Source organism: Candidatus Thiodiazotropha sp. AKIB8, assembly GCF_058244675.1.
The window spans coordinates 1-24,824 of the sequence record NZ_JBSYOO010000006.1 but is presented as its reverse complement, the minus strand read 5'-3'; the positions used below and the strand labels follow the sequence as shown (position 1 = coordinate 24,824).

20 protein-coding genes, 1 other RNA gene and 2 riboswitches are annotated in these 24,824 nt (G+C 48.8%); of the genes, 9 read left to right on the top strand and 12 right to left on the bottom strand.

All coding sequences use genetic code 11. The features are described 5' to 3' along the window. Nucleotides 1-8: 8 nt before the first annotated feature. The 6 genes from gcvH to AC4IFB_RS00805 all read right to left on the bottom strand — a co-directional run bounded on the left by gcvH (nucleotide 9) and on the right by AC4IFB_RS00805 (nucleotide 6,150). The gene (gene gcvH, locus AC4IFB_RS00830) at nucleotides 9-401 is read right to left on the bottom strand and encodes a glycine cleavage system protein GcvH (RefSeq protein WP_490779100.1); all 393 of its coding nucleotides are present in this window, start codon (nucleotides 399-401) and stop codon (nucleotides 9-11) included. A 27-nt stretch (nucleotides 402-428) separates the two neighbouring features. Then, nucleotides 429-1,520, bottom strand: a complete 1,092-nt coding sequence (gene gcvT / locus AC4IFB_RS00825) for a glycine cleavage system aminomethyltransferase GcvT (RefSeq protein WP_490779099.1) — start codon at nucleotides 1,518-1,520, stop codon at nucleotides 429-431. 52 nt (nucleotides 1,521-1,572) lie between these two features. Beyond that, nucleotides 1,573-1,672: riboswitch (glycine riboswitch) on the bottom strand. An 18-nt stretch (nucleotides 1,673-1,690) separates the two neighbouring features. After that, nucleotides 1,691-1,779, bottom strand: a riboswitch (glycine riboswitch). 67 nt (nucleotides 1,780-1,846) lie between these two features. Then, nucleotides 1,847-3,064 (bottom strand): UbiH/UbiF/VisC/COQ6 family ubiquinone biosynthesis hydroxylase, encoded by a 1,218-nt coding sequence (locus tag AC4IFB_RS00820; protein ID WP_490779098.1) that lies wholly within the window; start codon nucleotides 3,062-3,064, stop codon nucleotides 1,847-1,849. Between the two features lie 2 nt (nucleotides 3,065-3,066). Continuing rightward, nucleotides 3,067-4,293, bottom strand: coding sequence for a 2-octaprenyl-6-methoxyphenyl hydroxylase (ubiH, locus tag AC4IFB_RS00815; protein WP_490779097.1), 1,227 nt, complete (start codon nucleotides 4,291-4,293; stop codon nucleotides 3,067-3,069). After that, nucleotides 4,290-5,603, bottom strand: coding sequence for a Xaa-Pro aminopeptidase (pepP, locus tag AC4IFB_RS00810; protein WP_490779096.1), 1,314 nt, complete (start codon nucleotides 5,601-5,603; stop codon nucleotides 4,290-4,292). The genes ubiH and pepP overlap by 4 nt, the downstream gene beginning before the upstream one ends. Continuing rightward, nucleotides 5,584-6,150 carry a UPF0149 family protein gene (locus AC4IFB_RS00805; protein ID WP_490775172.1) on the bottom strand — a complete coding sequence of 189 codons (567 nt, stop codon included), beginning with the start codon at nucleotides 6,148-6,150 and terminating at the stop codon, nucleotides 5,584-5,586. Before AC4IFB_RS00805 ends, pepP begins: the two co-directional genes overlap by 20 nt. Nucleotides 6,151-6,527: 377 nt before the next feature. Between AC4IFB_RS00805 and AC4IFB_RS00800 the strand changes: the two genes are divergently transcribed. The 5 genes from AC4IFB_RS00800 (at nucleotide 6,528) to AC4IFB_RS00780 (ending at nucleotide 9,121) form a co-directional block, all read left to right on the top strand. Next, on the top strand, nucleotides 6,528-6,761 hold the full coding sequence (locus tag AC4IFB_RS00800; protein ID WP_490775220.1) for a TIGR02449 family protein: 234 nt from the start codon (nucleotides 6,528-6,530) through the stop codon (nucleotides 6,759-6,761). Next, a complete protein-coding gene (locus tag AC4IFB_RS00795) occupies nucleotides 6,758-7,072 on the top strand; it encodes a cell division protein ZapA (protein ID WP_490779095.1) in 315 nt (104 codons plus the stop codon). Before AC4IFB_RS00800 ends, AC4IFB_RS00795 begins: the two co-directional genes overlap by 4 nt. Before the next feature lie 27 nt (nucleotides 7,073-7,099). Then, nucleotides 7,100-7,285: non-coding RNA, 6S RNA (gene ssrS, locus AC4IFB_RS00790), on the top strand. A gap of 19 nt (nucleotides 7,286-7,304) precedes the next feature. Beyond that, entirely contained in the window at nucleotides 7,305-7,889 is a 585-nt protein-coding gene (locus AC4IFB_RS00785; RefSeq protein ID WP_490779094.1) for a 5-formyltetrahydrofolate cyclo-ligase, read from the top strand. Nucleotides 7,890-8,665: 776 nt separating this feature from the next. Continuing rightward, entirely contained in the window at nucleotides 8,666-9,121 is a 456-nt protein-coding gene (locus AC4IFB_RS00780) for a hypothetical protein (RefSeq protein ID WP_490775175.1), read from the top strand. A 51-nt stretch (nucleotides 9,122-9,172) separates the two neighbouring features. Here the strand turns inward: AC4IFB_RS00780 and ilvA are convergent, their stop codons facing one another. After that, on the bottom strand, nucleotides 9,173-10,699 hold the full coding sequence (ilvA, locus tag AC4IFB_RS00775; protein ID WP_490775176.1) for a threonine ammonia-lyase, biosynthetic: 1,527 nt from the start codon (nucleotides 10,697-10,699) through the stop codon (nucleotides 9,173-9,175). A gap of 349 nt (nucleotides 10,700-11,048) precedes the next feature. Between ilvA and rpiA the strand changes: the two genes are divergently transcribed. Next, nucleotides 11,049-11,708: a ribose-5-phosphate isomerase RpiA gene (gene rpiA, locus AC4IFB_RS00770; RefSeq protein WP_490775177.1), complete on the top strand. Its 660-nt coding sequence runs from the start codon at nucleotides 11,049-11,051 to the stop codon at nucleotides 11,706-11,708. A 141-nt stretch (nucleotides 11,709-11,849) separates the two neighbouring features. Here the strand turns inward: rpiA and AC4IFB_RS00765 are convergent, their stop codons facing one another. From AC4IFB_RS00765 to AC4IFB_RS00750, 4 genes are all read right to left on the bottom strand, one after another. After that, nucleotides 11,850-12,869 (bottom strand): porin, encoded by a 1,020-nt coding sequence (locus tag AC4IFB_RS00765; RefSeq protein ID WP_490779093.1) that lies wholly within the window; start codon nucleotides 12,867-12,869, stop codon nucleotides 11,850-11,852. 479 nt (nucleotides 12,870-13,348) lie between these two features. After that, on the bottom strand, nucleotides 13,349-14,341 hold the full coding sequence (locus AC4IFB_RS00760; protein ID WP_490779092.1) for an aminoglycoside phosphotransferase family protein: 993 nt from the start codon (nucleotides 14,339-14,341) through the stop codon (nucleotides 13,349-13,351). A 445-nt stretch (nucleotides 14,342-14,786) separates the two neighbouring features. Continuing rightward, complete coding sequence (locus AC4IFB_RS00755) at nucleotides 14,787-17,969, bottom strand: efflux RND transporter permease subunit (RefSeq protein ID WP_490779091.1); 3,183 nt, start codon at nucleotides 17,967-17,969, stop codon at nucleotides 14,787-14,789. Beyond that, entirely contained in the window at nucleotides 17,923-19,107 is a 1,185-nt protein-coding gene (locus tag AC4IFB_RS00750; RefSeq protein WP_490779090.1) for an efflux RND transporter periplasmic adaptor subunit, read from the bottom strand. Before AC4IFB_RS00750 ends, AC4IFB_RS00755 begins: the two co-directional genes overlap by 47 nt. Before the next feature lie 562 nt (nucleotides 19,108-19,669). On the opposite strand from AC4IFB_RS00750, the gene AC4IFB_RS00745 reads away from it, so the two are divergent. The 3 genes from AC4IFB_RS00745 to pdxA are packed head-to-tail and all read left to right on the top strand — an operon-like array spanning nucleotide 19,670 to nucleotide 24,218. After that, complete coding sequence (locus tag AC4IFB_RS00745) at nucleotides 19,670-21,913, top strand: LPS-assembly protein LptD (protein ID WP_490779089.1); 2,244 nt, start codon at nucleotides 19,670-19,672, stop codon at nucleotides 21,911-21,913. Further along, nucleotides 21,913-23,223: a peptidylprolyl isomerase gene (locus tag AC4IFB_RS00740; protein WP_490775183.1), complete on the top strand. Its 1,311-nt coding sequence runs from the start codon at nucleotides 21,913-21,915 to the stop codon at nucleotides 23,221-23,223. The genes AC4IFB_RS00745 and AC4IFB_RS00740 overlap by 1 nt, the downstream gene beginning before the upstream one ends. After that, nucleotides 23,220-24,218 carry a 4-hydroxythreonine-4-phosphate dehydrogenase PdxA gene (pdxA, locus tag AC4IFB_RS00735; RefSeq protein ID WP_490779088.1) on the top strand — a complete coding sequence of 333 codons (999 nt, stop codon included), beginning with the start codon at nucleotides 23,220-23,222 and terminating at the stop codon, nucleotides 24,216-24,218. The genes AC4IFB_RS00740 and pdxA overlap by 4 nt, the downstream gene beginning before the upstream one ends. 327 nt (nucleotides 24,219-24,545) lie before the next feature. Here pdxA and AC4IFB_RS00730 read toward each other — a convergent pair. Then, nucleotides 24,546-24,824 (bottom strand): hypothetical protein (locus AC4IFB_RS00730; RefSeq protein WP_490779087.1); only part of this gene is annotated, 279 nt, incomplete at its 5' end.

The window sequence follows — 24,824 nt, the reverse complement described above, 5'->3', positions numbered from 1 at the left end:
CTTGAGCTTTACTCTTCTTCTGCTACAAGGGCATCGTAACTCTCTGCATCCAGCAGATTTGCTAATTCAGCTGCGTCAGATGGTTTGATTTTGAACATCCAGCCTTCACCGAAAGCATCTTCATTGATGGTTTCAGGCGCACCATCCAGTGCCTCATTGATAGCGATCACTTCACCACTCACAGGACTGTATACATCTGAGGCAGCTTTAACCGACTCAACAACTGCACAATCATTTCCCATTTCGAGGGTTTGTCCAACTTCCGGCAGATCGACAAAGACAAGATCACCTAACAGCTCCTGAGCGTGATCTGTTATACCAATAGTTAAACTACCGTCGCCTTCATCTTTTACCCATTCGTGAGATTTCGCATAACGGCGGTCTACAGGTGCATTGCTCATGTGAATATCCTTTAGAAATAGTTGATTTCAGAGTGCCAAAACGGCTTTGCCTTGGCGTGCGAATGGTGGTTTTACCACCTCTGCCGGAACCCGTTTACCGCGAATTTCAACTTCACAGTGGTCGCCAACATCAGGTGATACACGGGCAAAAGCGATGGATCTCTCCAGGGTAGGGGCAAACCCTCCTGATGTGATCTCACCAATCTCCTGCTCTCCATTAAACAGTTTCAAATGGTTACGCAGCACCCCTCGTCCGGTCAAGACTAATCCGATGAATTTCTTTTTCTGCGGATCATTTCGCTGTGACTCCAGCTTCCCTCGACCTATAAATTGCCGATCATCAGGTTCCCAGGCTACTGTCCAGGCCAAGCCCGATTCCAGTGGTGTCGTCTCTTCGTCCATATCGGAACCATAGAGATTCATTCCAGCCTCCAAACGCAAGGTATCCCTTGAACCAAGACCGCAAGGCGCCACCCCGGCATCATTCAGGCTTTGCCAGAAATCTGCAGCCTGATCTCCAGGCAGCATAATCTCGAAGCCATCTTCACCGGTATAACCTGTACTGGCGAGAAACCAATCACCATCAGCAACCGCGTTGAAGGGTTTCAGATCAGAGCCGGTCTGTTGCAGCTGCTGAGAGAGCAGGGGCAGGGTCTTCGATTTTGCATTCGGTCCCTGCACTGCAATCATGGCTAAATCACGCCTTGGCGTTATCTTCAGATCGAATTCAGCAGACTGGGCCTCCATCCATGCAAGATCTTTCTCAGTAGTGGCGGCATTCACCACCAACCGATACCACTCATCGCCGAGATAGTAGACGATAAGGTCATCAACCACCCCGCCCTGCTCATTGAGCATGCAGGTATAGAGCGCCTTGCCAATAACTTTTAAGCGATTGACATCATTCGCGAGAAGATAACGAAGAAAGGACCTGACCCCAGCCCCTTTCAGGTCGACTACGGTCATATGAGAGACATCGAACATCCCTGCATCTCTACGCACCTGATGGTGCTCTTGTAACTGCGAACCGTAGTGCAGTGGCATATCCCAACCACCGAATGGAACCAGCTTTGCACCCATCGCCTGATGCTTGGCATAAAGAACTGTCTGTTTATTCATTAACATTCTCTCGGTTTTAAACGCAAAAGGGCGGCGCGGATGAATACATCCACGCCGCCCCTCTGTCCTAAACCTGAGAGTTTGGCGCACTTCAATCTAGAGCGCCTGCCCCGTCGGTGGGTGCTATTACACCACTCTCCAGAGTCGATCTAAGCCTTACAAAACGATGGCTTACCCCCACGGTCCTTTTGCCTGAGCGATTCCGGGCGGTTTTGCGCCTTCGGCGTCGGCTTTCACCGATCTCTCCCACGGGGGCGGGTCGAGTTGAGACTATACCTTGCCACTGAGCCGTTGCCAATCGGCAAAAACCTCAGAATTTATCATGGTCAACGGGCCAATCTGGGCCTGTCCCCGATAACCCCCAGCGCTCGGCGTATCAGCTGCTGCTTTAAAAATCCTGAACGGTCAGCGAGATTCAAGCCCAGATTCCTCAGCAGCTTCAACGGGGGCACTTCATTGCTGAACAGACGCTTGAATCCATCCATCGCGCCCAACATTGCAATATTGGCCCCTTTTCTTGCTCTCTCATAACGTCGCAGCGTACTCATAGAGCCAATTGGCCTGCCGGCTCTACGTGCATCAGTCAGGACATCAACCAGCGTCATCGCATCCATCAGACCCAGGTTGACCCCCTGGCCCGCAAGCGGATGCATTGCATGAGCCGCATCCCCGATCAGGGCTAACCCAGGTTGGATATAGGTCTCTGCATGCTCGAGTCGCAACGGAAAAATACCACGAGGCCCGACTTCAAGAATATCCCCCAGAACAGACTCACTGGCCTGAGTCAGCTCCTCGCAGAAATCGGCATCATCAAGCGCCATCAGCACTTCTGCTTGCGTCGGCGAAGTGGACCAGACAATAGAGCATCGCCCATCATCAATCGGTAACAGTGCAAGTGGCCCGGAACTCATGAATCGCTGCATTGCGGTATGTTGATGAAACCTCTCCGGCTTGATTGTGGCGACAATCGCATGCTGATCATAATCCCAACCCTTGGTTGCAATATCCGCCAAGTGTCTGACCTCAGAATCACGCCCATCAGCAGCGACAATCAGTTTTGCAGTCAGACGCTCACCACTCTGAAGGACAACCTCAGGCACCTGGCTCAAATTCAAACTACTCACCCGCTCAGGAAAGCTGATTCGCACATTCGGGTAGGACTCAAGACGCTCCCATAAAGCTAATTGGGTGACTCTGTTTTCAACGATATGTCCCAGATCTATTTCACCGATCTCTGCTGCACTGAATCGAATGCGTCCATTGCCACCCGCATCCCAAACCTCCATCTTGCTATAGGGACTGACCCGCATCTCAGTCATCCGTGGCCAGGCTTTAAGATTTTCCAGAATTCGTTGTGAAGCGCGGGTCAAGGCAGAGACTCGAAGGTCCACCTCCTGTTGCGGCCAATTGCGAGCGGGTTCCCGTAGATCCACGATACAGACATCAAACCCTGCGTCCGCCATAGCACAGGCCAAAGCACTACCCACCATGCCGCCGCCAACAATCAGTAAATCGAAGTCAGGTTGCGACTTTGGATCTGTCATGATTAAACTCCTCTACCCAATTTTGATTGGCGCCTGCTATTGACCCCCATAAACTGCCTGGCAACCTGATGCTTTAAACCAGGCAACAGATCAAGACCAACGAGTCCCATATTACGCATCAATCTTAGCGGACCAAACGGATTGGCAAACAGACGCGCCAGTCCATCAGTAATGGCCGCCACCCTGTTCTGGTCTCCCTCGCGCCATTTGCGATATTCATTTAACAGGGAAAGATCCCCTGGATCCTCTCCATGCTTTGCGGCTTCAGTAAGCACATCTGCCAGTACGGCAACATCCCGCAAACCCAGGTTGAATCCCTGACCAGTGACTGGATGAATTGCGTGAGCCGCATTTCCAACCAGAGCAATGCGAGAACGAACCTGTTCCACAGCTTGGCGAAGCCGCAGTGGGTAGGCGACCCGCTTGCCCAAACGGCATAAGTGCCCCAAACGATAACCGAACCTATCCTGTAAACGCTCTAAAAAGAGATCATCCTTAAGCCCCATCAAATCAGCGACCTGATGATCTTCCGCCGTCCACACCATTGAGAGACGATCATCAGTCATCGGCAACAGGGCAAGTGGCCCGGAATCGGTGAAGCGCTCATAGGCGACACTCTGATGTGCTCTATCACTGCTGAGGTTGGCAATAATTGCGGTCTGACCATAACCTCGCTCTTTCAAAGGTATCGAAAGGAATCGCCTCACCAGCGAATCTCCACCATCTGCTGCAACCAACAGTCGGCTGTTGATTTGACGCTCAACATTTTCATGTTCGATTTTCACTTCGACACGGCTGTCCGAAACAGAAAAACTTTTTAAGTTTGCAGGACAGATCAAATTGACATCAGGGCGATGCTCAAGCTCATTCAGCAAGGCACTGCCAAGGGCTCGCGCAGTGACCACATACCCCAAAGCATCAACTCCCTCCTGCTGATGATTCAGGCGGGTAAAGCCAAAGTGTCCGCGATCAGAGATATGTATATCCAATATTGGCTGAGCAACCGGCTCAATACCACGCCAGACACCCATGCCCTCAAGTATCAGACGACTCCCCCAGGAGAGTGCTATAACCCGATCGTCATAGCTTGGCTGGAGCGTGGAATCCAATGGCCAGGCCTCTATTACACCAATCGTATAACCCTGACCGCTGAGGGCGTGAGCAAGACTGGCGCCAACCATACCGCCACCGACTATCAGAATGTCATATTGATCCGTCACGCCGTTCATCCTGCCATTATCGATTCAATCTCAGAAACCGTCTTCGGAACATCCTTAGTCAACACATCAGACCCTTGCTTGGTTACAACCACATCATCCTCAATGCGGATACCAATATTCCACCATTTTTTTGCCACACCTTTTGTCCCAGCAGGTATATAGAGGCCGGGTTCAATGGTTAAAACCATCCCTGGCTCGAACATACGCCAAGTACCATCCACTTTGTAATCACCTACATCGTGCACATCCATTCCCAGCCAATGACCGGTTCGATGGGGAAAGAAGGGTTTATATTTTTCATCACGAATGGATTTAGCCAGAGTTCCTTTGATAATGCCCAACTTGATCAAGCCACGAGTGATAGTTCGTACTGCCGCATCATGTGGCTCATTCCAATGATTACCTGGCTTCACTTTCTCGATTGCGGCTTCCTGAGCCGCCAGTACCAATTCATACAACTGGCGCTGGGGTTCACTGAAACTACCATTTACCGGATAGCTTCGAGTGATGTCAGAGGCATAGTAGTCATATTCACACCCGGCATCGATCAGCAGCATCTGCTTCGCCTGAAGCTGCGCTTCGTTATCGATATAATGCAATGTACAGGCATTCTCACCACCGCCAACAATAGGTGGATAAGCTTGATCCCTTGCACCTTGATGACTGCACACCTTGACGAACTCAGCTTCGAGTTGATACTCCCAAACACCCGGCTTGCATGCCTGCATGACCTTCTTGTGCGCCTGAGCGGAGATTTTCGCGGCTTGGCGTAAGACCTTCAACTCGGAACGACTTTTAATCAGACGCATCTCGTGTAAATAGTGATCAAGGGCAATTATCTCCACAGGTCCCTGAGCACCAGTACGGGATTCGCATCGGATTGTGTTTATCCACTCTGATAGCCGCTTGTCGAATTGCGGATTACACCCCATGACATAGAAGATTCGCTCACACTGCTCCAACATTCGAGGCAGAATGTCATTCAGATCACCAATTGGAAAGGAGTCATCTGCAGCATACTTTTCACAGGCCCCTTCTTGTCCTGCTCTGGCGCCATCCCATAACTCTTTAACAGGATCTGATTCACGATTGAATAAGATATATTCAGCCTGCTTGCGACCGGGAATCAGAACCAACACCGCCTCAGGTTCGGGAAAACCTGTGAGGTAGAAAAAATCACTGTCCGGACGATAAGGATAGTGCACATCGCGGTTGCGAATCAGCTGAGGAGCAGTAGGCAGGATCGCAATACTGCCCGGCCCCATCATACGCATCAATTCACGCCGACGGCGCTTAAACTCATTTATCTGCACTCTCATCTCCCCTAATGCTGACCAGCTCTTCCCACATCAGCAGTGTAACCACTTTAAGGAACTCCTGTAGTTCAACATAGGCCATCTCTGTTGCTTCACCCGATTCAAGCTCTTCATAGTCCAGGCGGGTGAAGTGACTCAGATCCTGAATCGCCTCTTTAGCATCACCAGACAGATTGCTTTCCGTCACCCCAGCCAACCCAAGTCCATAGAGATAGCCTTCGCACCATTCACTCAAGCCTTTGGCGCGTTGCGCAATTGATTCCTCCTCTTCAGGAAGTAAAGGCATGAATGAGTATTCATCATGAGTGATCTGACGCTTGGAAGCATAATAGAGCTGCCCGATAAGCTCTCTGGCTTCTTGAGCCAGCAGATCTTCAGCGGGCCAGGCTTCGAAAAATGCTGTAATCCAATCAACAGCTGCCTCTGGCGTACCGGCACAAATCAATCCACTGATTAAGCCGTGCAATTCACTCGCCCCGACATCTGAACTCATGACCCCTAGTAGCTTCTCGAGATGCTCATATTCAGGCATCTGCTTATCATCTAACATCTCATTTCCTTCATGCCTCTTAAATTGTTAACAGTGCAGCACCTTAATAGTTCATGTTATTGACTTCAAGGATACCCGGAATCAAGACCTTACCCCGCAAAAAGAGTGATTCCTTTGGCAACAAACACAAGCTGGATCGAGAGATTTCTTGAACTCCCTTACCATCTATTTTTAAATGTAAGACTCACGACTACAGCTCTTCGGCTGGATTATATGAACTTAGTGTAGATGTACTACATTAGTTATGATGCCTTGCTGTAGACTAGTGTAGTGCTCGACTTAGCATGACCAATTCCAGCATGGAGTTTATAGATTCGAATCATATCATGCAGTTATAGTGATTGACCCACCACAAACTGCCCACTATATTGATGCCCATGACAGAGAAAGAGACACAAAATCCAGCCGAATTTGATCTGCAGGCACTCGAAGTCCGTGTTGAAGAGCTGATACGCGCCTGTTCCTACCTCAAGGACGAAAATAAATCCTTACGTATGAGACAGGACAACCTTGTAGCAGAACGAGCCGCATTGATTGAGAAAACCGAGCTGGCACGAACCCGAGTTGAAGCCATGATCACCCGGCTTAAATCAATGGAAGCACCTCAGTGAATAGCGATATTTTACCGGTCACCGTCTCGATCCTGGACAAAGAGTATCGTATATCCTGCCATCCGGATGAGCGTGAGTCACTGTTACAGGCTGCAGCATATGTAGATGGCCAGATGCGTGAAATTCGACAGGGTGGGCGGATTATCGGTACTGAGAGAATTGCGGTAATGTCAGCACTGAATATTGCCAACGACCTTCTCCTCAGCCAGAAAACCAAGGATGACGGCTCTCAAAACATCACGCGACGCATAAAGAGCCTGCAAGAGAAGATCGAGATTGCACTCAACACCACCAATCAACTGGAACTTTGATCCAAATAGGTTTAGCCTTAAGTTGTGACCCCCCTGTGGTGCATGTTAGTGACCCGGGTATTTTCTTGAGCCTAATATCTACCCTGGGGACATAATGCTAGCACCGGTGTGCATGTCCGTTTTCATGCGGAAAGCCTGAGGTTGCTACTGTTGTCCCCACTTGAACCCTCTGGTTCAAGAACAATGGTAAGCGACGGCACAAACGGGGGTGTCACTTCTCCCATCAATACCCATGCATATTCAATTACTTCGACAACAGATCAAAACCAAACGTCGCCAACTCAGCCGGCAGACACTCAAAAGACATAGTCTGCAGATATCTCGCTTAGCATCTAACCTAAAAGCCTTCAGACAGAGTAAGCGTATCGCTTTCTACCATGCTGTCTCAGGTGAAATCGACCCATATCCACTACTGACTGAAGCGCTAAGGTCTGCAAAGACCCCCTACCTGCCGATATTACGAAATATCCCTGACATTGGACTCTTGTTTGCCCCCTACTCCTACAACTCAAAGCTAAAGGCCAACAAATTCGGTATTCCTGAACCAATCTTCAAATATCAGCAGTTAATCAGTCCCTGGTCTCTGGATATGGTGTTCGTGCCACTGATTGCTTTTGATCTGGAGGGCAACCGAATAGGCATGGGGGGTGGGTATTACGATCGTACATTTGCATTCAAACGATTTCGTACTCACCTGCGAGGTCCTAAGATGGTCGGTCTGGCGCATGATTTTCAATTACAACCCATGCTGGATAGCAATACATGGGATATTCCTCTCGATCAGGTCATAACTGAATCAGGTCTCTACTCTTTCTGACACTCCATTTAACCGGAGAAACCACTGCTGAACATAGTTTTGCGGACAACACTGGCGCTACCTGCAATGAATCTTGACCTTCTATCTGACAACCTCACCAAATAAGAATACGACCCTTGATGAGCAAAGTTAAATCAATAATCAGGTGGTTTGAGTTAAAGAATCAGCGCATAAGCCTAAGCTGGTATCACTATCAAACATAGTACGCCGATATGACATCAACCAACGATCAGCATCAATCTTGATTCATATAGAATCACATCAATAACATGACAACGCCTCATTCGGTTCAGTGGTAGTTGGCAAACTATACACACTCATAAGTAGAGCCATAACATAGTCACGTTATTGCATCTCTTAGCGATATAAAAAATGCAGTTGGATGGAGCCATAGCATACTGATTGACTTCATAAAGCGTTAAAGAGGCTTTTGAAAGAGATAGAATTGCATCAGAAAGCAGATCAACAACAAGGGATGTTAATCATATTTTATCTAGCGGCTCCATAGAGTGGCGCCATCAGATAGGCTTACATATCGTTATTCAAATGAAAGAAGTTAAACAGATATCCTGATTTTTCTACTTCAACCTCTAACGAGAAATATAAGATCAACACCCATTTTTGATCGTAATCACGTCAAAATAGACTTACATGGGCAAAAAAAGTAACAACAAGTTGAATTAATTAACAAAAGATTGCTTTATGTTCTGGATTTTTTTAAAAGCTGAATTATACTCAGTTCATCTGTTAGGTAGTTCTTCTGGGAGGGAACATACATGGCGAAGAAAAAAGCCGCCAAAAAGAAGGCAGCAGCAAAACGTTCAACCACAACCAAGAAGGTAGCTGTTAAGAAAAGAGCTACCAAAAAGAAGGTAACAACTAAGAAGAGAGCAGCCACCAAGAAAAAGGTAGCTAAGAAAAAGGTAGCAGCGAAGAAGAGAGCTACCAAAAAGAAGGTCGCTAAAAAGAAAGTGACCAAAAAGAAGACAGCTAAAAAGAAGGCTACCAAGAAGAGAGTGGCAAAGAAGAAAGCCACTAAGAAGCGGGTAGCTAAGAAGACGACTAAAAAGCGGTCGGCTAAAAAGAAGGTAGCTAAGAAGAAGGCTACTAAGAAAAAGGTGGCAAAGAAAAAGGTCACCAAGAAAAAGACAGCTAAAAAGAAGGTAGCTGCCAAAAAGAGACCGGCACGTCCTAGGAAAGTGACTCCTAGAAAGAAAAGGGCCGCGAGCTAGGCATTAGCAACAACAAACCCCGCAATGCGGGGTTTGTTGCTTCTCGCCCTCTCAATCTTCGCTAACTCCAGCAAACAAGCGGTATGCCGGGTTATCAGTCTCATCCCAAAAGGGATAATCAAGACCTTTAAGTTTCCGTATAAACTCACTTTTCTCAGTTTGCGGCACCTGAATCCCCATCAAAACACGCCCATAGGCCGCGCCATGATTCCGATAGTGGAACAGACTTATATTCCACTCCTTACCCAAATGGTTAAGGAAGTAGAGTAGCGCACCAGGCCTCTCTGGGAACTCAAAACGTATCAGACATTCATCCCCGATCCCTTTAGCATGCCCGCCAACCATATATCGTATATGCAACTTGGCAGTCTCATTATCGGTCATATCAACAACAGAGTAACCTTTATCCAAAAATCGCTGGAATAGTGACTCACGCTCTTCGTCGCCGCCACTCAACTCAATTCCAACAAATATTTGCGCTTTTACTGCATCACAGAAACGATAGTTAAACTCTGTAATGCTTCGCTTGCCAATAAGTTGACAGAAACGAAAGAAGCTACCAGGCTTTTCAGGGATCTGTACTGCAAACAGAGCTTCCCTACGTTCACCAAACTCAGCCCGTTCAGCAACATGGCGTAGACGATCAAAATTGATATTCGCACCGCTATTGATAGCAATCAGGTCTTTTCCTCGACAACCCTCACGTTTTACATAGCGTTTCAATCCAGCAATAGCGAGCGCTCCAGCAGGTTCTGCTATGGTCCGTGTATCATCGAAAATATCCTTGATTGCAGCACAAATTTCATCTGTATTAACCAGGATCACCTCATCTACAACCTTACGAGCCAGACGGAAGGTCTCCTTACCGACCTGCCTGACTGCAACACCATCGGTAAATATGCCCACCTGCTTCAACCTAACACGACGTTTCGATGCCAAGGCGGTATATAGAGAGGGTGCATCTTCCGGTTCAACACCGATAACCTTTACTTGAGGGTAGACATATTTGATATACGCACCAACCCCAGCAATCAATCCGCCTCCACCAACAGGAACAAACACTGCCTCTGGTGGAGTAGGATGCTGCCTCAACAACTCCATACCTATAGTGCCCTGCCCCGCAATTACCTCTGGATCATCAAACGGATGAATAAAGGTCAAACCCTCTTCCTTTGCCAACTCAACCGATTTCGCATAAGCCTCATCATAGGAGTCACCCGCCAAGACGATCTTCGCGCCAAGATTTCGTACTGATTTAACCTTTATCAATGGTGTAGTCTTTGGCATCACAATCAATGCCTGAATCTTCAGCCTCTGCGCCGCCAGGGCGACCCCTTGTGCATGATTCCCGGCTGACGCAGCAATCACACCCTGCTCACGTTTGCTTTCAGGCAGACTGACCATCTTGTTGTAAGCGCCACGCAGTTTAAAAGAGAATACGGGCTGCATATCCTCTCTTTTCAATAACACTTGGTTGTCCAGGCGGGACGATAGAAGGCTGATGCGATCTAAAGGCGTCTCCTTCGCTACATCGTAAACACGTGCTCGAAGAATTTTTTCTATATAAGCTAGGGGCATTGGCTCATTCCAAATGACAATCAGGGTTACAATAACTGACTTTCTCAACTTGCATGGGTATTATTACCCACTGCCGGTTTAAAACCGAACAAAAACAGTTCTGAGATGCTTATTTTTTTGTGTTTGATGCTTCCACACCTTAATCCCTCGTAACCGGCGAGGCCTAAAGCATCTCTTTACAGACAACAACTAAGTCATCAGATCAATTACAAGCCTAGTGTGCTAAGGAATAAATTAAACATATCAGAGATCCAAGTACTTTTTGCTTGGGCATATCTGATGGTTTCTGGTCACGTTTTTAATTACCATTTATTCATTAAGCCTAACTAGCAGTACCCGGAGGGATCAAATGAATGCAGATGAACTAAAAAAACAGGCCGCTGAAGCTGCCTTACAATATGTCACAGGCGGTATCATTGGTGTAGGCACCGGTTCTACAGTCAACCACTTTATAGACTATCTCGCTACCGTAAAAGGCAAGATAGAGGGTGCAGTCTCAAGCTCTGATGCTTCAACAGAACGACTGAAAAGCCATGGCATACCTGTCTTGGACTTGAATTCGACTGGCGACCTGGAGGTCTATATCGATGGTGCTGATGAGTCTGACCACTATCTCAACCTGATCAAAGGTGGCGGTGGCGCCCTGACCAGGGAAAAGATCATCGCTGGCGCCAGTAAATCTTTTGTCTGCATCGCCGACCAGAGCAAATTGGTAGACATGCTGGGCTCATTCCCACTTCCTGTTGAAGTTATTCCCATGGCCAGAAGCCATGTCGCCCGACAACTCGTAAAACTTGGCGGCACCCCAGTCTGGCGTGAAGATTTCATAACAGATAATGGTAACGCCATCCTTGATGTACATAATCTTGAAATCATGAAACCCAGAGAGATGGAGCATGAGATCAATGCAATCGCTGGTGTTGTGACGACTGGAATATTTGCATTGCGCGGGGCGGATGTATTGATCCTGGGTACAGAAGAGGGTCCGAAAACAGTACACCCCAAATAGGATCGAGACTCCGATTCACACACTTTTTTTACTCAAGAACCTCAGAATAATCTGTCTAGGTTAGGAAGCATAAAAGAAGACAAAAAAAAGCGGGGCTCAGAGAGCCCCGCCTTTTTGAGACAACCTAAACTCTAATAATGATTAGAATTTGTGGTTGACCTGGAAGCTGACAACGCTAGATTTGTCGCCGCTGTCATCCATTTCAGAGGTTACGTAGTAAGCAGCAACCTGGGTACGCTTGCTCAGGTTGTAGTCGTAACCGAAGCCGAAACCATCGTGGCTGTCGGTACGGAACAGGCTACCGGTAGAATCATCAGAATCAACCTTGAAGTATTTAGCCTTAACAGCACCAGGACCTGCTTTCACAGAACCATTGAGCATGATACTGGTAGAATCGTCTACTGGGTTCTCGATGGTGTCATAGATCAGACCAACTTTGAACATGCCGCCGTCGTAACCAAGACCTAAACGCATATTTTCGTGATCATCAGCGTCACCACCAACTACAGGATGAACTGTGGTCTCAGGAGTAGCTACTTCATAAGCGATAGAAGCGAAAACACCGAAGTTAGAGTACATCAGAGCTACAGAGTAAGCGTCGGTCAGGCCATCAGCCTCTTCGCCTTCAACTTCAGTTGTGTTCTCACCAGGAACCAGAGCGATAGCAGCGGTCAGGCCAGCCATTGCAGGTGAGATGTAAGCCAGGGTACCGTCAGCACGCAGATCAAGCAGATCTTCGGTGTAGCCCAGGTTGTTATCAACAGCGGTGTCACCGAAGTAGTCCAGAGAACCGGTGGAGATTTTCAGAGGGGTGTCGTGACGACCAATTACGAAAGTACCAAAACCGCCAGCCAGGCCAACGAAAGCGTTACGAGCGCCCAGTGCGCCGCTACCGCTGAACTCGTGACTACCTTTGCTGGAGATGTTCACACCATATTCAATCTTGTAAACACCGGTCAGACCGTTACCCAGGTCTTCTGAACCTTTAACGCCAAGACGTGAAGTACGGTTGTTGATCTGGATTTCATCATCGCCGCCCGCATCAGAGAAATCAACGATATCGAGAGACTGACGGACTTTACCGTAGATAGTGGCATCAGCCATAGCTGCAACAGGAGCCACCAGGGCAGCGGCGATTGCCAAAGAGAGTACTTTTTTCATTTGAGTTAACTCCGAAGAATTGATGGGTAGAAAATTTGACTACGATGCGAATATTAGACAACGAAAACTTAAATTGCAAGCCCTTTTTTGCATAAAAGACACATAAAACCAATTTGTTGTTTATTTGATACACATAGAATTTATAAAAACTAAATAAATATGTAATCAATAAGTTAACGTACTATTTTAGCTTAATTTATTACTTAAGTTCAGAGTAAGACCAAGCAAAATACTTGGTTTATGTTGCGCTATTTGTTGCCAAATAATCATCGCAACAGCAAACTGGTGTTTTTCTAAGAATAGTTCGTGAATACAGATAGATACGTCATATTAAGAATTCAAACTCTGAACTAACAGCATGAATTACCTGATTAAAATAGGGTATCTGTGGTTGGTAAACACTATTCAGTAGGGAGAATGATACGCTGCTGCGTTTATCTTACAAACCTCTGACAAACAGCGTCAGTAAAGCACTTTGCTTAGAGTCTATTGCTTAACGCAGGAAGAACCCGTCCACTCAAAAAACCACCAAGATCAGCCATCGATCTGTGTCGACTGGCAACATCAACGATATAGTTCAATGTTCTCGGTATATCCTGCAGGTAGCCCGGCTTTCCGTCACGCTGATTAAGTCTGGCAAAGATACCGCTTGCTTTCAGATGACGTTGAATCCCCATAAGGTCAAACCAGATTAAAAACTGATCTTCATGCTCTTGGCTTAAAACACCCGATTGGCAAGCCAATTCAAAATAGCCCTTTACCCAATCCTCGACTTGTTCTTTTGACCAGTCGATATAGCAGTCACGTAAAAGAGAGACCAGATCGTAGGTCACCGGCCCAACAACTGCATCCTGAAAATCGATTACTCCGGGATTATGGGATTTAGTCACCATCAGGTTTCGTGAATGGTAATCCCGATGGACACAAACCTGAGGTTGCTGCAGTGCATTATCTGCGAGTTCGTTGAAGGTCTTTTCCAATAACTGACGTTCGTCACTACTCAGGGTCAAATTCAGATGCCGCTCTATCAACCAATCACTGAACAGGCTCATCTCGCTGATTAACAATTCTCGATCATATAGAGGCAAACCGCTAACTGGGCCACAGGCCTGTAGTGTGACAAGTGCACCCAATGCATCGCCATACAAACGATCTACTGTCTGCTTCGACAGGCTATCCAGATAGAGGGTTTCACCTAAATCCTCAAGTAGTAAAAAACCCTGTTCGAGATTCTTGGCGTGGATATGAGGGACATTCAAACCAATACTTTCAAAAGCTTCTGCCACCTGAATAAATGGTTTTGTATCCTCTTTTTCTGGCGGTGCATCCATTACGATATAGCTTTTATCTGCTACGCCGATACGAAAATAGCGCCGAAAACTGGCATCACCCGATGCCGGTTCAAATGTGTAACTATCCATTCCAGGCAGAGTGTTCAACCAATCTTTCAGCTGCTCGATACGTTGTGGCATGTAAGCTCCAGTTGCCGTTAACCGATATTCAAACCCGTAGGAATGTACACAATAGCTTTAGCTGCGTCACCTGATCATCTTCAAATGAGTAAATCCTTGTAACACGTGTTGGGTAGAGAGCTATCCCTGCAACATGCGGTTAGTTATTCACCGCTATTGTAGATCTCGATTGAAAAACACCAATAACTTCATACTATTTTTTAAACTGATGTGGTGGGGCATGGCCCCACCCTACGCCAACTGATGTGGTGGGGCATGGCCCCACCCTACGCAAATCCCAGCCGAATGTGCTTCTTGAAATTCCGTTTTAAAACGGGCGAGAAGCAGAGGAAAAGCTGATTAGGGAGGGCGAAATAATAGCACCAAAAAGATTCACACAAGGGTGGGGTAGTGTCTCTCTCTTCTACTTCTAAACCTGACAATCTATAAAACGGTGACACAACCACTAGGGGCTTTCTGAGATATAGTCATCCACTGGAGGGTTCTCCTGCTGTTTTAATACTCGACTGCGCATATCATCCGCAATCAGATAGAAACATGGCAGCGCCAGCAGAATCAGCACTGTTGCAAACACTAAACCAAATCCCAGGCTTACAGCCATAGGTGAGAGAAACGCGGTCTGTCCTGTAGCAAAGAATATTAATGGAGATATACCAAGGAATGTGGTTGCCGTGGTCAAGAGAATGGGACGAATACGTACTCGACCAGCTTCTACAAGGGCCGCTTTTCGTTCCCAACCTTCACGCCTTAGACGCTTTGCAAAATCAATAAGTATCAAAGAGTCATTGACCACAATACCGGTCAATGCCAGAAACCCTACCAATGAGAGAAATTGTAAATGGTAACCAAATATCCAATGACCAAGTATTACACCAATAGCGCCAAATGGTATGGCAAACATAACCACCAATGGATCAAGCAGTGACTTAAATAGTGCAGCAAGAATAAAAAAGATAACTGCCAGAGCAATTATCGCAGCCCGTTTCATACCAGCCATTGACTCTTGAGCCTTTTTCTTTTCTCCAAGAAAAATCATCCGCTGCCCGTCCGGCAATTTTGAAAACTCGGTTTTAATCTGCTCAAGAACCTGATTTGGAGTGGTGATCTTTGCATCCACTTCGGCGGTTACCGTGGCCAAACGATTTAGATTTCGCCGACTGATTGCGTTGTACCCCCTGGCCTCCTGAATATCCGCCACATCTCCCAGATAGACGGTACGGTCATCATCCAATGTAATGGGTAAACGGGTCAAAGCACCGGCATCGTGACGAATCTCATCATTGTAAATCAGCCGAACTGGAATTCGCTTGTCCTGCCAACTGACATAAGAGAGTTTGAGCCCCAGAAAGCCGGTACGCACCGCATCGGCCAATTGCGTTTGAGAGAGTCCTAACCGTCGCCCACGCTCATTCAGTTCATAACGATACTCAAGTTTTCCCGGATCCATATCCTGACGCGCATCCGATACACCCGGCAGTCGTTGTATGAAACCGCGTATCAATTCAGCAGAGCGACTGATTTCATCGACTGACTCGCCTAAAATACCCACTTCAACATCAGCACCAGCCGGCCCTCCCTGGGCACGCAGTACAGACATCCGCTGAATACCCGGTATCTGCTGCAGGGCACTACGCACCTCATCAATAACCTCTGCGGAGCTGCGTTCACGACTACCTTCCCAGCTAAACTTCAAGCTGACTACTGGCGATATCCACTGTTCGATAAAGCCCTGGGGTTTCTGTTTTTTCAGATCGACGATCAACTGAATATAGCGACTGCCCATCTTCACCCGATGAAAGTCGATAAACGTTACCCCCACATTGGTCAGCAGAGTATCCAACTCGTCATCGCCCAAAGTCTGCATGAGGGTCTTCTCAAGTTTTTCTGCCAGTCGGGAGGAGTCATCGATACTGTAAGTACTGGGCGCCTCTATGTTGACGAAGAACTGCCCAACATCCACATGACCGAATAGAAGAAAAGGAATTCGTGTGGCCGCAAAGGTAACCACAATAACCAATACACCAATGCTCAACATCGCCACTGGATATCGATAATCCAAACAGGTGCGTAGTAGTTTGGTATAGCGGCGATTTAATGCAGACCAGTCAATTCTTCCAGCCTTTCGAGTTCTTGCTTTGCGCAGCATCTCTTTGGCATGAGAGGGTAGTACACCAAATGCCTCCAACAGTGATCCTAACAGTGATGCGCTCACCACAACCGGGATTACCGATATAAACGCGCCCATGGTGCCACCAATGGCAAACATCGGCATGAATGCCGCAATGGTGGTTGAAGTCGAGGCAACCACAGGCCAGTAGACCTCGCTCGTACCCAAGGTAGCCGCATTTGCCGGAGACTCTCCCAACTCTAAATGACGATAGACATTTTCACTGACAATGATCGCATCATCGACAATCAGTCCAAGGGCGATAAGAAACGCAAACAGTGAGACCATATTAATGCTATAGCCGAGCATATAGAGCGCAATCACTGCCACCAGAAATGAGACCGGGATTCCCAGAGCAGTGATGAATGCCACACGAAAGTTAAGCATCAGATAGAGTGCCAGCAGAACCAGGGCCAGGCCGACTATCCCGGATGACTTAACCGTCTCAAGACGATTTTTGACATACACAGAAAGATCACTGAACAAACCTAACTTAACCCCGACAGGAAGGGTTTGCTGACGATCCTGAACATACTTCCGCACCAACTTCGCCACTTCGATAGTGCTGGCCTGGCTGGTTTTACTGATGGTCAGATTAACCGAAGACTTGCCGTTAAAGCGGCCCAGGGTCAATGCCTCTTCATGTCTAAGCTGGACTTTGGCTATATCTCCGAGTCGTAACTGCCCACCCATTTCGTTATTACGCAATACGATAGTGGACATCTGTTGCGGATCAGGGGGCACGCCCATACCCCGCAGTCGAATATCGCCCCCCGTTGCATTTAAAGTACCGCCAGGCAGATCTCTCAGATTGTTACGCAGAGCCTGCGAGACCTGGTTAAGGGAGACACTTCTGGCAGCCAGCACCTGAGGATCGACAACCACCCAGATCTCCCAGTCTCTGTCGCCAGCAACCCCGACCGAGGCGGCGCCAGGAATCTGTATCAACTCCTCTTTGATCTCTTCAGCAATGAGATAGAGTTCACTGCGGGAGATCTCTCCATACAAACTCACTGAGATCACCGGGAAGCGGGTCTCGAGTCTGGCCAGTTCCGGCTCTTCCGCCTCTTCGGGCAGGTCATCAACCTGATCGAGTGCAGTACGGACTTTACGCATGAAATTATCTACATCAGATCCACTCTTCAAATCGATGAGAATATTCGAGCCACCCTCGTTACTGGTAGAGCTGATCACATCGATATCTGCCAGGCCATCCAGCTCCTGTTCTATGGGTAGCGTAATCTGCCGTTCAACCTCTTCTGGAGAAGCGCCTTCAAAAAAGGTTTTTATACTGACCTTATCCTGCTCCACTACAGGAAACATCTCTTGTGGCATGGCATACCAGGAGATCAAGCCAGACATCAGAATGATGACCAGAAACAGGTTTACCAATAGTGGATTACGGATCGAAAAATCAATCACTGGAGAGCCTTTGATCTTCAATCTGAACTTCGATGTCATGGCTCAACACATCAACATCTCGCGCCACCAGTAGTGCTTCCGGCTCCACACCACCCAATACAATCTGTAAATTTCCATGGCGTATTCCAGGCGTGACCGATTGCCGTACCAAACGCTTATTCTGCACCAGAAAGAGATAATATTTACCTTCCTCACGCAATAGCGCGGATGCCGGAACGATCATCGCACTCTTTCGTGGGCGTAGCGGTAGCCTGACCTGACCCAACTGCCCAGGAATCAACCCCTCCTCCTGGATCTGTATACGCAACGGGTAGGTGTGTGTCTGGGTATCTGGATCGTATTGCAAAGCAACCAGTTCACCCTCAACCGTCTGACCATCGACATCGACTTCCAGCTTCTGGCCAAGGGTGAGCGCAGACACCACATCGCTGCTGACAGCCACCTGCAGCTCGAGGGTGCTGGTATCGATCAACTCCACTACCAGCGTGTTGGCGGATATATAGTCTCCTGCCTCCACCATCACCCGATTGACCCGACCTGAGAATGGCGCCCGTAGAGAGGTACGGTCAAGATTCCGCTGTGCACGGCTGATGGCTGCCTTTTGCCGCTCCATACGCGCCAAACTGCTCTCCAGACTGAAAGAGAGGCGAGCCTCTTCACTCTGAAGATTGATCAGCTGCTGACGAGAACTTTCGCGGGTTGAAACCGAGGCCAGAGAGCCCTTACCCAGTTTTTCGAGTCGTTCATATTCCCGCTCAGCCAAACCGCGATTCTCTCTTGCAAGTTCAAGCAGGGTACGGTCACGCTTCAACGTAGCCTGGGTCTCACTCAATTGCGACTCCGCCTCAATCAGCGCATCCCTATAGTCGGCATCTTTCAATTGCAGTAACAGCCCCCCCGTTTCCACTTGAAAACCTGGTTCGACATGACGAACCTGCAGTTCTCCAGAGACTTCGAATCTCAAAGAGGCGGTCAGGCGGGGGCGCAGCACGCCTGTATAGGTCACTTCGGGGAGGATGTCTCGTTGTTCGACCTGGGTCACCTCGACCCGCGTAATTGCAGGTTCATTGATCTCCACATTTGCTTCAGGTCGCGTGGCAATCAGTAGCGCCACAACCATGACAGTGACGATCAGAATGGTCAGTGTCATCAAAAAACGGCGTGTAACAGTGGTCAAGCGTTATCCTCATGTAACTTAGTGGGTGGATTCTATGCGAATTTATCCCGCTCTGCGTGATGATTTATCAATAGCCAGGCTTTGAACTAGTGCAAAACTAGGCCTGCGCCAATATTGTCACTCTGTATGAAACACCACATAAACAAAGGTTCCCCAGCGAATCAACGAAGAAAATTACGACCTGGGGCTGTTTTTCTCTCCAGCTCGTGTGGTGTAACGTATAAACTGTACCAATCAGCGAGACGCTAAGCCGTTAGCTGCTAGGCGCGTGGCGCCGGGAATGGCGCGCCCTTTCCAAGCCACGCAACGACGCAGATGACGGCTTAGCGTCTCGCCCGAAGGGAGGTCCGTCAATGCCTCAATCCTGCGTTGCTGCGCTTGACAAGGACGCTGCCATTGCCTGCGCGCTGCGCCTGGTCTTGAGGCATTGACGGGCCTCTGATTGGTACAGTTTATACGTTACACCACACTAGGTTATCATTTGCTGATTCTGCCCGACTGGAGAGGAGCTTCTCTCCCGGCAGAGTCTATTGGATTCGTGTTCACAGGCCCAAGCCACTTAATGTTTAAACCTCATCTATTGCAACTGCTACTGCTTTGGTCTGCACTGTCGGTTGCCGCGGAATCGACCAGGCTGGAGCAAGGGGTCAACTGGGACTATTGCGATCCGGAAAACCAACTGAATGACCCTGACACTCCCCCAAGACCCCTGCCTATGGAGCCAATTCAGATTCATGCAGACTGGATGGTTCATGATCAAAACAGGGGGCAAAGCGAATTAAATGGCGCCGTTAAACTCTGGCGTCTCGACGGTTATGCAGAGGCGGATCGTTTAACCTATTGGGAGAGCCGTCGTGCTGCTGAGCTATTCGGCAACCTCTACCTGCAGCAACCTGGATTGTTGATGAGCGCCAACCAGGGATATCTCGAGCTGGACAATGACCGTGGCTGGTTGAGTGATACGGAATTTAGGCTCACAACAGCCAACGCCCGTGGATATGCTGAAAAAATAGATCTTCTCAGCAAGCAGCAGTCGAGATATCAGAGTGTAACCTACACCACCTGCCCTCCAGGAAGAGATGATTGGAGTCTGGCCGCTTCAGAGTTGGAGATAGATATGGCCGAGGGCTGGGGAAGCGCCAAACATGCACGATTGCGTTTGGGGGGGATACCGATTCTCTACCTGCCCTACTTCACCTTTCCAGTGGATGATAGAAGAAAAACGGGGTTTCTTGTCCCCTCCGTCGGCTCATCCAATCGTCTGGGGAGTGAACTCTCGACCCCCTACTATTTCAATCTCGCACCCAACTATGATGCCACCCTGACGCCACGCTGGATGAGTAAGCGGGGTCTTATGATGGGTGCTGAATTGCGCTATCTGGGTGACAGACAGCGAACTGAAATCAGTGGCGAGCTTCTACCCAATGATCAGCTGGAGAGCTCGGAACATGGCCAGGAGCGGCGGGCACTGCGCTTTTATCATGCCAGTCGTCCGATGCGTGGTTTGACCACCCGCATTGAAACCAATGCGGTAAGTGACAGTGACTATCTCGACGATTTCGGTACAGGACTGGCCATCACCAGTACCCGAAATTTAGAACGGGTCGGAGAGATTCGCTATCGCTTCAATGACTGGCGTTTCCTGAGCCGGGTACAGAGCTTCCAGACCATTGATGAGACATTGAGTGAAAGCAACCGTCCCTATCGCCGCCTGCCTCAGTTTCATACCAGTTATTCCAACTTCTCCAATCCGTTTGGACTTCAACTCGGTTTCACAGGGGAGTATACCCATTTCAAACACGACAGCCTGACCAATGGTCAACGCTTGATTCTACGTCCAAGCATCAGCTTGCCGCTAAGGCGCAGCTGGGGACACCTGATCCCCAGCGTGAGCCTGAATTACGCCAGTTACGATCTCGAAAGGGACTCTGCAACAGAAGAGGCCAAACCAGACTACTTCGTACCCGCCTTCAGCCTCGACAGCGGACTGGTTTTTGAGCGGGAGACCTCCTGGTTTGGCGATTCAGCCTACCAGACACTGGAACCCCGACTCTACTATCTGTATGCCCCTTATGAGGATCAATCAGCTATACCCGATTTCGATACCGCCGACCTGGATCTTAAATTCACCAATCTGTTTAAAGAAAATCGTTTTACCGGAAGTGATCGCTTCGGCGATGCCAATCAAATCGCCTTCGGAGTGACTACCCGCTGGTTTCAAGCAGATAATGGTCAGGAACGATTACGTGCCAGTATTGGTCAGATCTACTACTCCGAGGAGAGAGAGGTACAACTCACTGGGTCGGTTGAGGATGACCCATCGTCCGCTGTTGTGGCTGAATTGGCAGCCCACTTTGGTAGAGCCTGGCAAACCACCCTGAGTGTTCGTAGAAATCCTCATCTGGAAGAGGAGAATATCGATAAGGGCCGATTCACCCTGCGCTACCACTCCGATGAGCAAGAGCTGTTCAATATTGATTACAATTTCAAACGAAATTCTATCGAGGATCTGGATATTTCTGCCTATTGGCCATTTGGCCATAAACTCAGTTTGTTCGGAAAATGGAAGCACTCATACCTTTATGAAAGGAATATGAATAGAATAGTGGGTTTCGAGTATGGTGGCCGCTGCTGCTGGAAACTCAGAACCTTCTATCAGCGTTATGTGGCAAATGAGGATAAAGATGAAGAAGAGGAGACGCGTTTTATGTTGCAACTTGAGTTGCGAGGCCTCGGTGCACTTGGCCAATCGGCTGATCAGGAGCTGCAACAGTCTATTTACGGTTTCCAGCCTGAGCGATATTAATGACTAAACGATACCCACTTGTCTCCCTGTTTATACTGTTAAGCCTGCTGATCACCAGTAGCGCTTCACTCTCGGCCGTAAAAGAGTTGGATTACATTGTGGCGATAGTCAATGATGACGTCATCGCGAAGAGCGAACTCGACAATAAGACCCGGGAAATGTTGGCGCAAATGACACAAAAGCCCACCAACCTGCCCCCCATGCAGATTCTTCAGGAGCAGATTCTGGAGCGTATGATTGCCAAGCGCCTGCAGCTGCAGGCCGCTGATCGACTGGGCCTCAGAGTGGATGATGCTACGGTGACCAAGGCCATTTCCAATATCGCTGAAACCAACAAAATCACACTGCTGCAGCTTCGTGAGACCCTGGAAGCGGATGGCATCAGATTCCCCCTGTTCAGAGAGCAGCTGCGGGAAGACATCCTGATCAACCGCCTGAAACAGAAAGAGGTGATCAATCGCATCAATATTACTGAGCAGGATATTAAGAACTTTCTTGCCCGGGAGATGGGTTCCAGCCGTCAGCGAACCGCGGTTCGACTTTTTCACATCCTTATTGCTACACCGGAAGGCGCTTCCCCGCAGGATGTCCAGCAAGCCAAGAAGCAGGCATCCGAGATCCACGAACAACTTACACAAGGTGCTGATTTCAACGAATTGGCGATAAGATACTCTGATGGCCGGCAGGCCCTGGAAGGGGGTGACCTCGGATGGGTGGAGACCTCCCGCATACCCAGCCTCTTCACCAGCGTAGTCGACGAAATGGATAGCGGCAGTATCAGCGAACCGATTCGGAATGCATCAGGTTTTCATATTGTAAAACTGGCTGAGGTGAAAGGCGGCCAGAAAATGATCATTAATCAGACTCATGCCCGGCATATTCTGATCAACACCAATGAAATCGTCTCTGATGACGAAGCCCGTCAGCGTCTTGAAACCCTTAGAGACCGAATCATCAATGGAGATTTATTCGAAACCCTGGCCAGGTCACACTCAGATGATAAGGCTTCGGCTATAAAAGGGGGTGACCTGGGATGGACAAATCCTGGTGACCTGGTTGCTCAATTTGAGGAACAGATGAATGCCCTGGAGCTGAATCAGATCAGTGAGCCCTTTAAATCTCAGTTTGGCTGGCACATCGTACAGCCTCTGGAACGACGCCAGCACGACAGTACTGAAGAGGTTATTAAGAACAAAGCGCGCCAGGAAATCCAGAAGCAGAAATCGGAAGAGGCTATTGAGCTATGGCTGCGTCGCCTGCGTGACGAGGCTTATGTTGAAGTACTATTGGAAGAGTTGAATACCCCTTGATCACACGTCTTGCACTTACTCCCGGCGAACCCGCCGGTATAGGACCGGATATTTGCGTCATGCTGGCCCAGCGGCCCTATCCGGAAACAGAAATTATCGCTATTGCTGACCCTCACTTGTTGCAGCTGAGGGCGGAACGCCTGGGAATGGAACTGAAACTGCATCCGTTTGAAGCAGATCAGCCGCCCTCGCCACTACCCCCAGGACAACTGCGTTATCTGCCGGCGTCACTACAAAATGAGGTGCGCTGTGGCAAGCTCAATCCGGACAATGCAGCCTATGTCATTGAAACCCTGAAGCGCGCTACCGAAGGTTGCCTCAATGGGGATTTCAATGGCATGGTTACCGGCCCGGTGCATAAAGGGGTGATCAACGATGCCGGTCTCTCTTTTACCGGTCATACTGAGTATCTTTCCGGCTTGTGTGACAATGCCCACCCGGTAATGATGCTTGCGACACCGGAGCTACGAGTTGCACTGGCAACCACTCACCTACCACTCAAGGATGTCAGTCAAGCCATCACCAAAGATCGTCTGCGCAGAGTCGCCACCATTCTGCATAACGACCTACAGCAGTGCTTTGGAATCAAACAACCTCGAATCCTGGTATGCGGGCTCAATCCTCACGCGGGGGAACAGGGCCATCTTGGACGGGAGGAGATCGAGGTGATCGAACCTGTATTGGCAGAACTCAACAGTCAGGGCATGCAACTGATCGGGCCTCTACCTGCCGATACGCTGTTCACACCGATCCACCTTCAGCAGGCCGATGCTGTGCTGGCGATGTTCCACGACCAGGGCCTACCTGTTCTGAAACATATCGGTTTCGGCCATGCGGTCAACATCACTTTGGGACTGCCGATCATCCGCACATCAGTAGATCATGGCACGGCACTACCCCTGGCGGGAACAGACCAGGCTGATCTTGGAAGTTTGATCTATGCAGTGAAGGTTGCTGACACCATGGCGAGAAGCAGGCTCAAGGCTGAGATGTGATTGCTATGGGCTTCTGCAACTTTGGAGAATTCTCTCCCTGATGGTGCGGCAGGGCCGCACCCTACAGATCAATTTATTTCGGGAGTCATCACGATTCAGTTTCGCCCCCGGGCGAGGCACTCTCCTCGTTGAATACGGCAACCCGTAGCCATGATGAATCGTAGGGTGCGGCCCTGCCGCACCATCAGGGTGAGCATTCAGTAAAAAAACCCAGATTGTTTGTTCATTACCAGCAGCATCTCTATACCGACTTGTTAGGTGGTTTGGTTTTAGTTGGACATGGTGCGGCAGGGCCGCACCCTACAGGTGAATTTGTTTCGGGAGTGATCACGATTCAGTTTTGTCCCCCGGCGATTCACTGTACTCGTTGAATACAGCAACCCGTAGCGTGGATGAAGTGCAACGGAATCCGGGAGAACACTGCACCAATCTTCCCGGATTCCGCTTCACTCCATCCAGGCTACCTTGCTGTTCGATCTTGACGATTCTGTTGAGGCTAGGGCCATGATGAATCGTAGGGTGCGGCCCTGCCGCACCATCAGGGTGAGCATTCACTAAAACCCCAGATAGTTTGTTCATTACCAGCAGCATCTCTATACCGACTTG